Source organism: Myxococcus sp. AS-1-15 (assembly GCF_020037055.1).
In the GTDB taxonomy this organism is placed as follows: Bacteria; Myxococcota; Myxococcia; order Myxococcales; family Myxococcaceae; genus Myxococcus; species Myxococcus fulvus.
In genome coordinates this window covers 682,781-696,106 of the sequence record NZ_JAIQDF010000001.1, presented here as the reverse complement: position 1 = coordinate 696,106, position 13,326 = coordinate 682,781, and the positions used below count along the sequence as shown (strand labels likewise).

Here is a 13,326-nt window from a genome sequence, read left to right as displayed (position 1 = left end):
GACGGCGCTCACGGGTACTTGTCCACCACCAGGATGACGCCCGTGTTGTCCTGCACCACGGAGAACCCCTTCATAGGGCTCGGGTAGGCAATCAACCCCTCGCCATCGCGGTCCCACCTCGCGTCGAGCAGGATTCCGCAGAACGGCACGGACATGGCGCCGCTCTCCGGCAGGAAGACGCGGTCATAGCGGCCGAACACGCGGTGCTTCGTCACATAGAGCCGCCCGCCAATGCGAGCGCCGGGAAGCACCTTCTCCCCTTCGTCCCGGGGCAGCGCGATGACGAAGCTGTAGTTGTAACGCGCCGGTCCCGGGTGGTCCTGGATGGCATCCACGATGACGGGGAGCTTGTCGCCAGGCTTGAGCCCCAGCCGCTCCATCTGCACCAGCGCGCCCTTCGGACACGTCCCCTCCGGCGGCATCCACTTGGGGCGCTCCGGCGCGTCGGTGACGTCCTGCGCGTGGCGGCACCCCGCGCCCCAGAGGCCCGTCAGCAGCAGCGCCATCCACCCCGTGGACCTGAGCCTCATCAGAACGTCCCGATGCTGAAGTGGAACTGCGTGCGCGCCTCGTTCACTTCCTCGTCCGGGTCCAGGTTGAAGCCCACGTCGAACGCGAGGGGGCCCACCGGCGTCATGTACCGCAGGCCCATGCCCGCCGCGTAGCGCAGCCGCTCCAAATCCAGCCGAGTCCTGTCCAGCCACAGGTTGCCCGCCTCGAAGAACAGGCCCAGGTCCAACGACGTCAGCGCAGGCAGCCGCAGCTCCGCCTTGCCCAAGGTGAAGAGCTCACCGCCCTGGCTCGCCGGCACCTGCCCCGCGAGCACCGCCTTCAGCTCGCCCGAGCACCCCGTCGGGCTGATGAGCGAGCGACAGTCGCGCAGCCGCTGATGCAGCGCCTCACGCACGTCCTCGGGCAGAACGCCGTCCTCGCGGAAGCCGCGCAGGCTCGACGAGCCGCCCAGGTAGAACAGCTTCGAGCCGATGGGCTGTGCGCCCATCTCCATCGGGACGATGGTGCCCGCGCGCGCCGACAGCGCGAGGCTCGCTCGACGCCCGAGCGGGATGTAGCCACTCAAGCTGCTCGCCAGCTTCAGACCGTTGATGGGGAACGCAGGCACGGCGTTGCCCGCGACATCCGTGGGGCTCACGCTGATGCCACGCGTGAGCTCCGCGCTGCTGATGAGCACCAGCCCACGCCGGGGGTTCGTCGCGTCGTCACGGAAGTCGAGCGTGATTGCGGGCCGCAGCGAGTGCAGCACGAAGTCGCCGAACGGATAGCGCAGCCGCTCCTGGTCCGCGCGGTTGAGCAGCTCCAGCACGCCGGCGCGCGAGCGCAGCCGGTTGTTCTCCACTTCGTACGACAGCGAGACGTTGAACCAGGACGCCACCGCCCAGTCCAACGCCGCCGCCGCCGCGAGCCGCGAGGACACGTACGAGGGCCGGTGCACACGCTCGGCGATCAGGTCCAGTCGCGCGCCCACCTCGAACGGCAGCAGGAAGTACAGCCGAGGCTGCGAGAGCGCGAGGTTGCCACGGCCACCCAGTCCGCTCAGTCCCTGGAGCTCCACGTCACAGCCCGCCGAGGCCGCGCCGCCCGACTGCTCACACGCAATCCGCCGGTCCGCCGACAATGCCTCCGCGCTCCAGCCCGCGTAGTTCACCTTGCCGCGCGCCAGCAGGCTCAGGCCCAGTCCATCCAGGTTGCGGTACGCCGTGTCCAAGGTGATTCGAGGACCGTCGACCAGGAAGTAGCCGCCGGACACCTGGCCATCGAGGCGAGGGCGCTCGTGCACCGTCACCACCACGTCCTTGGACGCCTCGCGCCGCGTGGGGTCCGCGAGCGTCACGTCCACCTGACGGAACAAGCCCAGCCGCGCGAGCCTGCGCTGACCCTCGGTGAGCGAGTCCATGGCCAGCGGCTGCCCCTCCTCCAGGTTCAGGTTGGCCATGATGAGGTCCGGGTCCGTGCGCGTCAGGCCCTGCACCAGCACCTTGCCCACCTTCACCTGCGGCCCCGTGTCCGCGTTGAACACCACCGTCGCGACCTGGTCGCCCTCCTCCAGCGAGGACTTCGTCGTGACGCGGGCGAAGAGGTAGCCCTGCGTGCCCAGCCCGCGCTCCAGCGCCACGCGCGCCGCCTCCACCGCCTCGAAGCTCAGCGGTAGGCCCTCGTGCACCCCCATGCCCGAGGCCGTCGCGCGCGCGGCCTTTGTGTCCGGGAACCCGTCGGGGACGACCTGCTTCACGCGCGTCTGGGGCCCCTCCACCACGTCGAAGTCCGCCGCCGCCGTGCGCGTGCGAGCATCCACCGTCAGCCCCCGGAGCGTCACCACCACCGACAAGAAGCCCCGCTCACGGTACTGCTCCATCATCGACTCCGTGGCCTCCAGCCACGCGTCCTCGACGTACACCGTGGCCGGGTCCGGCACCGGCTCCGTGGCGCCAGGCCCGCGGCCGTGACGACCCTCGACGTCCAGCGGGTCGTCCTGGAGCCGCAGGTCCAGCTCCGGCTGGAGCTCCCCGGCGCGGATGCGCTCCGCCAGCACCTCTCTCAGAGTGCCCGAGCCCAGCGACGCGTTGCCATGGAAGCGGACCTCGCTGACGCGCAGGGGCTGGCCCTCGTCCACGTCGAAGGCCAGCACCGCCACCTCACCATCCGGCCGCAGCACCTCGCGCGGACGCACGCGCGCGTCGTGGAACCCCCGGTGCCGGTAGAACGACTCCACCCGCCGCGCCAGCCGTCCGGCCACCACCTCGTCGAGCGGCTCGGCCACGTCGTACGCCAGCACCCGCTCCAGCACCTCGGCCGTGAAGCGGTGGTTGCCATGGAAGCGCACGCTGTAGCGAGGCCCCGCCGACAGCGGCACCGACACCGACGCGGCGCTCCCCTCCACCAGCACCGCGGGCGCGCCCACCTGCGCGCGCCAGTGCCCCGCCTCGCGCAACACCGTGCGCAGCTGGTCCAACCCCGCGTCCAGCCGCACGCGGTCGAACACCTCACCGGGGCGCATCGCGAGCGCCGCCAGCAAGCGGGGCAGCGGCAGGCCCGGGCTGCCGGAGAAGTTCACCTGTCGAACCAGCGTCGGCTGCCCCTCGGTGACGTGCAGCGACACCTGGATGCCCAGGGGCAGCGGCTCCTGCGTGGCCGTCACGCGCACGGAGTCGTAGCCCTTGCGCTGATATGCCTGGAGCACACCGGACACGGCGCCCTCCAGTTCCTCCTGGTCCAGCGGGCCGCCCTCCAGCAGGCCGCTGGCGTCGAGCAGCTCCCCGTCCGTCAGCACCTGGTTCCCGTCGAAGCGAAGCCGCGCCAACCGCGACACGGGCGTGAGCTGGAACACCAGTCGCACCCCGCCGCGCACCTCCTCCGCGCGCGCCACCACGTCCGAGAACCGCCCCGTGGCCCACAGTCGCTCCACCGAGCGGCGCACCAACGAGGGCATCAGCGACTGGCCCTTGCGCACCGCCACCAGTCCGCTGAGCCCCTCGGCGTCCTCGCCTCCGCGCAGGTGCAGCTCCACGGCCACCACGTTCTGACCGGCGGCGCGAGCCTCGGGCGCCTGGGCGCGCGCGGAGGCCGAGGCCAGGACGCACAGCCAGAGCCCCATCGCCACCGCGGCGCGGGTTACTCGACCTCCCAGCTGAGCTTCAGCTCGAGCCCGAGGTTGCCAAACGAGGCTTCGCTGTTCTCGTTGTCCCACTGGGCCTGCGCGGAAAGTCTGTCGTCGAAGCGGTACTCGGCACGCGCCCGCGTTCCGCGCCCACTCACCGGTTGAGTCATCCCGATTTTAAGCTGCTCGCTGAGGAACTTCGACTCCAGTTGCGCGGTGGGCTCCGCTTGTCGGGTGGCGTCATTGTAGGTGGTGGATATCTGGAGGGACAAATCCCTCAGCACCGGATTGCTGGGGAGAAACCGCTGGACCTGCCGGTCCAGACCCGACGCGTTGAAGAGGGCCTCGGCCGCCAGCCCGGCTCCGGCCGACGCCGCGGTGTCCCGGTCCGACGAGGTGAACCCCAGGGTGAGCAGGGAGACGATGTCCCCTTCCACCAGCGCGGGCTCCGACGAGAGGAGGATCTGCGGGTCCGTGGGCTTGCCGAAGGCGTGCAGCTTCACCAGGAACTCACGCACCTGCGTCTGGGCCTGGACCTCGAAGACGGGCTCCAGGCTGTTGGCGTCCTGGAACTCCAGCTGCCCCTGGCTGATGGTGAACGGGTTGTTGCGGAAGAACGCCTGGCTGCCCTCGGCCAGCTCCACCCGCCCCAAGAGGCCCGGCCGCAGGTCCGTCCCCGTCAGCCGCACGTCCCCGAGCATCCGCGCCTTGGCCAGGTTGTTGTCCACGCGCACGTCCCCGAAGTGGACGTTCACATCCCAGATGACCCACGGCTTCAACGCCTCGCCCAGGGCCGCCGACGGCGAGGGCGCCTGCACCGGGGCGCGCTTCTGCATCGACTTCAGCAGCGCCTCCACGTCCAGCGCCTTCTGGTAGCGCATCTTGACGATGTCGATGCCGCCCGTGACGGTGAAGCCCTTGGGCGGCCCCACCACCTGGAGCAGCCCGGAGAACGTCGCCGGCAGGTCCTCGGTGAGCCGGTAGGGCACCTCGTCCAGTTGCACCGTGAGTCCCAACCGCTGAGGCAGGAAGCGCGACAGCCGCACGTCACCGCGCGCGGACACCTTGCCCTCGTTGACCAGGCCCCGCAGGTGTTCCAGCAACATGCGCTGGCCCGTCAGCTCCACGCGCCCGGACATGCCCCGGACGTTGATGGGCAGATCCCGCATCGCCACGCGCAGGTCCAACAGCTCCGCGCTGCCCACCACCGAGGGTGCCTCCAGCGTCCCCGTGGCCTCCGCGTCCACGGTGAGCCGCCCCATGGAGCGCTCCACCATCGACGGCAGCAGTGACTCCAACAGGCGCAGGTCCCCACCTCCGCGCAGCGTCAGGCCGATGCCGCCGCGCGTGGTCATCCAGCCGCCCATGTTCAGGTCCACGTACGGCCCGAGGAAGCGGAACGGCTGCACCTCCAGCCGCCCCTTCTCGAAGGCGAGCGAGATGGGGGCCGTGTTCTCCGCGCGCACGTCGTCACGCGACAGCACCAGACGGTCCACCGTCGCGCGCACCTGCGCGGCCTGGGGCTCCATCAGCGGCCCCTTCGCCGTGAGCGAGCCGGACACCTGGCCGGACACGCCCGCCCACAGCGGCTCCGCCGGCAGCAGCGTGCGAATCTCCGGCAGCGCCAGCGTGAGCGAGGCGTCGTAGGGCCACGTGTCCTGCACCTTCATCTTCACGCGGCCGCTGGCGTCCTGGAAGGGCCGGCCCCAGACCTCGAAGTCCTTGCCCACCAGTCGCCCGGTGAGGTCCATGGCGCCCAGGTTGCGACCATCCAGCGCGATGTGCGGCGACTTCAGCGTGACGTCCACCACGGGGATGTCGGACGTGCCGGAAACGACGCCGTCCATCACCATCGTCCCCGTGAGCCCCATGCGCCCGGCCAGCTCCGGCCCCACCGTCTCCCCGAGCGACAGCCCGTCCCCGCCGAAGCGATAGTCCAGCCCGCCCGCGAACAGCAGCGTGCCCTCCGCCCAGGTGCGGCCCAGCGGGCCCTTGAGCTCCGTGCGCTCGAGCACCATGGCCTTGCCGTCCACGAAGCGCAGCCGCGCCGAGCCGTCCCCCAGGCGCCGCCCGTAGTACGCGGTGTCCTTCACGTCGAAGGCCACCAGCCCCTCCAGCTTCTCGATGGGGCTGTCCACCTCCACGCGCCCGGACGCCGTGCCGCCCAGCGTGCCCTGCATCACCGCCAGCGACGGCGTCAGGCCCGCCACCACGTCGACCAGGTCCTCGGTGCGCCCCTGCGGGACGTTCACCTCGAGCTTCAGGTTGAGCAGCCGACCGAAGCCCACCGCCGCCTTGCCGTAGTACTGCGTGCGCCCCTTCTGTCCCGTGAACGAGGGGAAGGCCAGCACCCCATCCGAGTAGCCCAGCTTCCCCTGCAGCACGCCCAGGTTGAAGCCCCAGAAGACGAAGTCGCGGAACGACAGGCCCGACTCCACCTTCACCTCGGAGACCGGCCCCGTAATCGAGTACGTCGCGTTGCCGCGCCCCGCCCACTTCAGTCCGGCGATGTGGCCGAAGTCCGACAGGTCCACCTCGCCCTGACCGTGGATATCCAACCCCAGGCCATTGCCGATGAGCAGCCCCACGTCGGCCTGCACGCGCGAGCGGCCCACCTCCGCCTGGACGTGGTTGAAGGACACGCGGTCGGTCTGCAGCCGCACCTGCGCTTGCGCCCGCCCCTTGTCGAACTCCAGGATGTGGATGCCCTCGCTGGCGGGGGCGTCATAGGCGCGCGTGGCCAGCCGGAAGCGGCCCGTGCGCAAGTCCAGCGGCCCGGACAGCGAGAAGCGCGGCAGCAGGTTGCCGGAGAGCTGCGCCTCGAGCGACGCGGGGAAGTCCACCCACGAGCCCTTCACCCCCGCCTTGTCGAGGATGCGCGCCAGCGACGCATCCTCCGTCTTCAGGCTCACCTCCAGCGGCAGCAGCGGCGTCAGCAGCAGCTTGCCCGTGGCGCGCACCCGCCCCATCCCCACCGGCACCACCACCTCCTCCAGCCGCACCTCGTCGCCCGCGTAGGACAGCCGCGCGGAGATGTTGGCGGGTCCGAAGCGCTCGTAGCCCAGCCCATTGCCGGACAGCTCCAGCGACACCGCGGGAGACTCGGGCTTGCCGGCGATGGACACGCGGCTCCACAGGTGGCCCGTCGCCGGCTTCGGCAACAGCTTCGCCTGCGACAGCGTGCGCAGCGGCAGGAAGATCTGCGCGTCCAGCGCCAGGTGCGGCTGGCAGAGCGAATCCACCCGTCCGGACACCGTGGTGCTGATGTCATCCAGTGACACCTCCGCGCGCTCCAGCTCCAGCAGTGCCTCGTCCGGGTCCACCGCACCGGCGATGGCCAGCCGCTGCAGCGCCAGCTCCTGGCCTCCGGGCCCCAGGCGCACGAGTCCCCGGCGTGCCTCCACGTCCAGCTCGATGACGCCCCAGCGCTCCGCCCAGCGAACATCCAGGTCCGCCACCTCCACGCGGCGCCCCTCGGGCAGCGCCACGCGCACCTCGGCGCCGACGATGTCCAGCTTCGCCACCCGCACCCGCTCCAGCGGGTCCAGGAAGCAGCCCTCCGACTTCGTCTCGGGGCGCTCGCGAGGCTGGGACACGTCCAGCGACAGCCGCGGACGCACCGCGCGCACCGAGGCGAACGTCAGCCTGCCGGAGAGGGGGCGCAAAAAGCCGAACTGCACCTCCGCCAGGTCCGCCGCCAACAGCGGCGTGTCCGCGCCCGGCAGGAAGAGCGAGAAGCCGTGCACCAGCACGCGCGAGCCGAGCGGGTCCAACTCACAGCGGCCGATGCCCACGTCCAGGCCGAGCACGTCCGGCAGGTGTCGCCGCGCCACCGTGCAGGCCACCTCCCACGTGGCGGGCATGCGCAACGCGAGGACACTCCCCGAGATGACGAGGAGCACGAGCAGCAGCGCTCGAAGCGCACCGTTGCGGCTCTGTGTGGCCAAAGCCCCTAGAGCTTACCCAGCCCTTCGAGGTAGCGGTCTATCTCCGCGAGGTCGAGCTTGTTGTTGGCCGCTCGGGGCAGGTTCGTGGCGGGCACGCTCGCCCGCTCGGCTGCTCCAGGAGCGGCCGAGTTGATGCCCTGCAGGCCCAGGTTCTTCCCGATGCGGTTCACCAGGTCCGCGGACACGGTGTCCGCCCGGGCCAGGAAGGCCTCGAAGAGCGCGTTGTCGCACAGCGTGTTGATGACACGCGGCGAGCCGGACGAGTGCTCGTGCACGGCCAGCAGCGCCTCGGGCGAGAACGGCATGCGCGGGCAGCCGGCGAGCCGCAGGCGGTGCTTGATGTACGCCTCGGTGGACTCCGCCGTGAAGGGCTCGAGCTTGTAGCGCATGGCCACGCGCTGCGCGAGCGGCGGGTCCAGCTTCAGGTTCTTCTCGATCTCCGGCAGGCCGAAGAACACGAAGGAGATGAGCTTGCGCTCCGGCACTTCCAGGTTGAGCAGCCCGCGGAACTCCTCCATCAGCTCCCGCGTCTCCAGCATCTGCGCCTCGTCGATGAGGACGACGGCCTTCTTGCCGGACTCGTAGATCTGCAGGAGCCGCTGGTAGAGCTGCGACAGGAGCGCGAGCTTCTCCTGCGCGGGGTTCTCCACGCCCAGCTGCAGCGCGATTCGGCGCAACAGCCAGTTGGCGGTGATGCCCGAGTGGATGATGACGAGCAGCGCGGCCTCGTACTCGGACTCGGGAAGCGAGTCGAGCATGCGGCGCGCCAGCGTCGTCTTCCCCGCGCCGATGTCGCCGACGAGGATGGACAGGCCCTTCATGTAGCTGACGGCATGCATCAGCCGGGTGAGCGCCTGCGAGTGCTGAGCCGAGTTGTAATAGAAGCGGCTCACCGGAGCGTTGGAGAAGGGCTCCTGGGTGAGGTCGAAGAAATCGAGGTAGGTCGTCATGGGCTCGCCGGACCTCGGGGGCAACTACACGTAACCGACCTTGCGCGCCTTGGGCGCGCCGGCGGCCGGCACGGGGGGATTGGCCACGGCCGCGGCTGCACCGCCGCCAGGGCTCTTCGTGCCGTTGGTGGTGGCGACGGGCGCGGGCATGGGGAGGGGGTCGTCTTCCGGTGACGTGCTGGCGGACAGTCGGGACACCTGCGAGCTCACGTCGCGGTACTTCGCGTCCATCGCCGCCACGCGCTGGTAGTGGTGCAGCGCCTTGCCCGGCTCGCCGCTCGCCTCCCAGGCCTGGGCCAGCTCGAAGCCCAGCGCCTTGGCGGCCTCGCCCGTGGCGTGGGGACTGGCGAGCCCCTCGCGGAAGGTGGCCACCGCGGACGCGCCGTCACCGCGCAGCAGGTGCAGCATGCCCATCATCGTGAGGCAGTCGAGCTCGCGCTTGGAGCCCATGGAGCCCTGACGCGCCACCTCGAACTCGTGGAGCGCGTCGTCCAGCAGGCCCATCTCCTTGTAGGCGATGCCCAGGTCGTAGTGCGTGTCCACGTCCTCGGGCTTCACCACCTTGGCCAGGCCCTTCTTGAACTCGGAGAACACCTCCTCCACCGAGTACTGGAAGTCCTCTTCCGCCGCGGGCGCCGCCGCCGTGTCGTCGCCCAGGTTGTCGATTTCGCCGGCCAGCTCCGCCGCCAGGTCGAACGCGTCGCGCTCCCCCGCCGGCTCCGTCACCGGAAGCACGGTGGGCACCGACACGGGCTCGGGCGGCTCCTCTTCCGGCGGCACGCCGCCGCTGGCCTCGAGCGCCTCCAGGCGCTCCATCAGCTCCGTGGCGCGCGCGTGGCCCGGGAAGGCGATGCTCACCGTCTCGAGGATTTCACGCGCCTCTTCCAGCAGGCCCTGGTCCAGGAAGAACGCGGCCTCGTCGCACTCCTCCGCGGCGGGCTCCTCCTCCGGCTCGCTGACGCTGTCGTCGGCGAGCTCGGCTGCGGCCTCCTCCTGAGGCTCCTCCACGGGCGAGCCGAAGTCCTGGGGCTCCTCCTCCACCGAGCCGAAGTCGGTCTCCGGCAGGGACTCGGGTTCGTCGAGGGGCGCGTCGTCCATCGCCACGATGGCGTGCGAGGCGGTGGGCTCCTCCTCCTCGAAGTCGCCCAGCGACGGCATGTCGGAGCCCGCGGGCTCCTCGAGGTCGTCGAGCATCGACGCGTCCAGCGGCGCGATGCCCACGCGCGTGGGGACCTCGTCCACGTCGAGCGAGGCCTCCTCGACGAGCGTCGCCTGCTTGCGCGTGTCGGGCGCGGCGTCCTGGAGGAGCTGACGGGTGGGCGCGCGCACCATCGTCGGCGGCGGCGCGTCGTCATCGTCGCCCAGCGACATGGCCGCCATCGTGGACGTGGCCTCGTCGTCCGAGTCGCCCAGCGAGTAGCTCCCGTCGTCGGAGAGCGGCCCGTCCAGGTCGGCCGACTCGACGAGCGGCTCGTCGTCCGTGGACGCGAGGCCGGGCTCGTCCGTGAGCACCATCCCGTCGTCGCCGGACACCAGCAGCTCGTCCTCGGCAGCCGCCGCCAGGTCCTCCGGCGCGGGGGAGTCGTAGACGTCGTGCTCGCCCGAGGTGATGGCCTCGCCGACGAGCGCCTCCTCGCTGACGACGGTGGCGTCGTGCTCGTCGTCGATGACCTCGTCGGAGTCGCTCGAGGGCAGCGTGGCCAGCGCCAGCTCGTCCCCCGGAGGATGCAGCAGCGCGTCCTCGGGCGGCGGCGCGACGAGCACCTCGTCGTCGCTGGAGTCCACCAGGATGGCGTCCTCGCCCACCGACTCCACCACCGTCGCGGACGGAGAGGCCGTCACCGGGCCCTCCACGCGCAGCACCGACAGGAACGCCGGCACCTCCGGGTGCGCGGGGTTCTGCTGGAGGATGGTCGCCAGGTACGGCTGCGCGCGCGTCGAGTCCGCGGCGCGCGTGCACAGGCGCAGCACGTTCAACAGCTGCTCGCCCGCCTGCGCCGTGTTCCCCGAAGCGACGTAGATTTGATACGCCTTCTCGTGCGCGTCCAGGTTCTCCGGGTCAACGGAGAAGACCTTGCGCAGGTGCTCCAGCGCTTTGTCGTGGAGCCCGTACTTCACGTAGACGTCCGTCTCCGTGAGCAGCTTCGCCAGCTGCTCGCGCGCCATCCCCGCCTGCGAGGGGGGCGGCGCCGCGACGGGCGCGGGCTGCGGCTGGGCCGCGGGCTGAGGCGCGGCGCGGGCGGCCGGCTGGGGCGCGGAGGGCTGCTGGGGCTGCGGCGCCGCCACGGGCTGTGGCTGCGCGGGAGCCGGCGCCGGCGCGCGGCGCGCGAGCAGCTCCGGGTCCTGCGGATCCAACACTTCAATCTGCGTCCAGACCGCCTCGGCCTCGGTGAGACGGCCGCGCTCCTGGTGGATCTTCGCCAGCTCCTTGTAGACGGACACCGTCTTGGAGGTCTGCCCCAGCCCCTGGAACGCCTGGGCCAGGAGCGACAGCGTCTCCACGTCGCGGCCATCCGCCTTGAAGCACACCTGCAGCTTCGCGAGCGCGCGCTTCTGGTCGCCGCGCTGCAGGTACGAGGTCGCCAGCTCCTTGGCGAGCGGCAGGTTGTCCGGCTCGAGCGTGGACAGGCGCTCGGCCACGCGGGCCCAGTCGTCGCCGCGGCCGTTGCGCTTGAGGTACTCGGCGGCGCGCTTGAACTCCTGCACCGCCTCGCGCGACATGTTCTCGCGCGCGTACAGCTCCGCGAGCTTGATCTTCGACGCCACGTTCTCCGGGTCGAGGTCCACCATCTTCTTCAAGGTGTCGAGCGACGACTTGGTGTCGCCCGCCTTGTCGTAGTGGTTCGCCACGATCTGGAAGTAGGCCATCGCCTCCGACATCAGCCCGAGCTGCTGGTGCAGCTCCGCCAGCTTGAGGTTCACCTCGAGCAGGTTCGGGTTGAGCTTGAGGACCTGCTTGTAGAGGGCGACGGCCTTGAGGAAGAAGCCGTCCGAGGAGTAGCTCTCCGCGACCTTGGTGAAGAAGTGCGCCGCCTGGGCGTTGTCGTTCTTCTTCTGGTACAGCTCCCCCATCTTCTGGAGCACCCGGATGTCCTTCGGGTCGACCTCCAGGACCTTCTGATACTCCTTGATGGCCTTGTCGTACGCGCCCTTCGCGACCAGCTTCGCGGCGGCTTCGATGATCTTGTTCTTGTCCATCGAGCGTGGGCTTCCGGCGAGCCGAAACCCCTTGGAACTTCGCGGGTTTCTATCTTCAAAAGGGGGAGAGTCGGAGGCTAACGGAATCCTCCGACGCGGGTCAAGAAACAGCCCGGCTCCCCCCGGGGCCAGCTCACCTGCTTGCACACCCGCCCATTAGACGGACGCGCCACGTAGGCGGACGTGCGCTACGGCGTCTCTTCCACGGCTTTCTTGAGTCGACGGGAACCCGTCTCACTCGCGAGCAGTCGCTCCACGAAGCGCGTGTCGTAGTTGCCCTCCTGGAAGGACTCCTCGCCGAGCGCCGCGCGGTGGAACGGGATGTTGGTGCGGATGCCTTCCACCACGTACTCGCCGAGCGCGCGCTGCATGCGGCGGATGGCCGTCTCACGGTCCTCCGCGTGCACGATGAGCTTGGCCAGCAGGCTGTCGTAGTACGGCAGCACCGTGTAGTTCTCGTAGGCCCCCGAGTCCACGCGCACCCCATAGCCACCCGGGACGCTGTAGCCCGTAATCTTGCCGGGCCACGGCGCGAAGGTGATGGGGTCCTCGGCGTTGACGCGGCACTCGATGGCGTGCCCGCGGATCTGGATGTCCTCCTGCTTGAAGCGCAGGGGGTGGCCGTAGGCCATGCGGATCTGCTCACGGACCAGGTCCACGCCCGTGACGAGCTCCGTCACCGGGTGCTCCACCTGGATGCGCGTGTTCATCTCCATGAAGTAGAACTCGCCGCGCTCGTCGAGCAGGTACTCGATGGTGCCGACGTTGTTGTAGCGCAGCTTGCGCATCGCCTCGACGGACACCCGGCCCATCCGCTCGCGCAGCTCCGGCGTGAGCGCCGGGGACGGGGCCTCCTCGATGAGCTTCTGGTGCCGCCGCTGCACCGAGCACTCGCGCTCGTTGAGGTGGATGATGTTGCCGTGCTCGTCCGCGACGATCTGGATTTCGATGTGGCGCGGCTTCTCCACGTACCGCTCGATGTAGAGGTCGCCGTTGTTGAAGGACGCCACCGCCTCCGCCTGCGCGGTGGAGAACGCCTGCGCCAGCGCGCTCGGCTCGCGGACGATCTTCATCCCCTTGCCGCCGCCACCCGCGGCCGCCTTGAGGATGACGGGGAAGCCAATCTGACGGGCGAACTCCTCCGCCTCGCGCGGGTCCTTCACGGTGCCGGGGCTGCCGGGGAGCAGCGGCATGCCCGCCTCCCGCGCCGCCTGCCGGGCCCGCACCTTGTTGCCCATCATCCGCAGCATCTCAGGGCGCGGACCGATGAAGCGAATCTTGCAGTTCTCGCAGACCTCGGCGAACTCGGCGTTCTCCGACAGGAAGCCGTAGCCCGGGTGGATGGCGTCCGCGCGGGTGATTTCGGCGGCGGACAAGAGCTGCGGGACGTTGAGGTAGCTCTCCTTGGACGACGGAGGGCCGATGCAGACGGCCTCGTCCGCGAAGCGCACGTGGAGGGCGTTGGCGTCCGCCGTGGAGTGCACCGCCACGGTGGCGATGCCCAGCTCCCGACAGGCGCGGATGACCCGCAGGGCAATCTCCCCGCGGTTGGCGATCAGCACCTTCTTGAACACGGGGGTGTCTCCTGGAACGGTCGGCGTGGGAGCGCGCCCATCAT

Annotated in this window: 6 protein-coding genes; all 6 read right to left on the bottom strand. The window is 70.3% G+C overall.

Annotation, left to right across the window (positions count from 1 at the left end; all coding sequences use genetic code 11):
- Nucleotides 1-8: 8 nt before the first annotated feature.
- The 6 genes from K8625_RS02845 to accC all read right to left on the bottom strand — a co-directional run bounded on the left by K8625_RS02845 (nucleotide 9) and on the right by accC (nucleotide 13,282).
- Nucleotides 9-530: a hypothetical protein gene (locus tag K8625_RS02845; RefSeq protein WP_223781764.1), complete on the bottom strand. Its 522-nt coding sequence runs from the start codon at nucleotides 528-530 to the stop codon at nucleotides 9-11.
- Nucleotides 530-3,610, bottom strand: coding sequence for a POTRA domain-containing protein (locus K8625_RS02840; RefSeq protein WP_223782054.1), 3,081 nt, complete (start codon nucleotides 3,608-3,610; stop codon nucleotides 530-532). Before K8625_RS02840 ends, K8625_RS02845 begins: the two co-directional genes overlap by 1 nt.
- Nucleotides 3,611-3,627: 17 nt before the next feature.
- Complete coding sequence (locus K8625_RS02835; RefSeq protein ID WP_223781763.1) at nucleotides 3,628-7,560, bottom strand: translocation/assembly module TamB domain-containing protein; 3,933 nt, start codon at nucleotides 7,558-7,560, stop codon at nucleotides 3,628-3,630.
- Nucleotides 7,561-7,565: 5 nt separating this feature from the next.
- A complete protein-coding gene (locus K8625_RS02830; RefSeq protein ID WP_223748141.1) occupies nucleotides 7,566-8,510 on the bottom strand; it encodes an ExeA family protein in 945 nt (314 codons plus the stop codon).
- 24 nt (nucleotides 8,511-8,534) lie between these two features.
- The gene (locus K8625_RS02825) at nucleotides 8,535-11,708 is read right to left on the bottom strand and encodes a tetratricopeptide repeat protein (RefSeq protein WP_223781762.1); all 3,174 of its coding nucleotides are present in this window, start codon (nucleotides 11,706-11,708) and stop codon (nucleotides 8,535-8,537) included.
- Between the two features lie 188 nt (nucleotides 11,709-11,896).
- The gene (gene accC / locus K8625_RS02820; protein ID WP_141323742.1) at nucleotides 11,897-13,282 is read right to left on the bottom strand and encodes an acetyl-CoA carboxylase biotin carboxylase subunit; all 1,386 of its coding nucleotides are present in this window, start codon (nucleotides 13,280-13,282) and stop codon (nucleotides 11,897-11,899) included.
- Nucleotides 13,283-13,326: the final 44 nt, after the last annotated feature.

Coding starts and splice junctions, on each gene's coding strand:
- K8625_RS02845 (WP_223781764.1), bottom strand. CDS start 530: ATGAGGCTCAGGTCCACGGGGTGGATGGCGCTGCTGCTGACGGGCCTC.
- K8625_RS02840 (WP_223782054.1), bottom strand. CDS start 3,610: ATGGGGCTCTGGCTGTGCGTCCTGGCCTCGGCCTCCGCGCGCGCCCAG.
- K8625_RS02830 (WP_223748141.1), bottom strand. CDS start 8,510: ATGACGACCTACCTCGATTTCTTCGACCTCACCCAGGAGCCCTTCTCC.
- K8625_RS02825 (WP_223781762.1), bottom strand. CDS start 11,708: ATGGACAAGAACAAGATCATCGAAGCCGCCGCGAAGCTGGTCGCGAAG.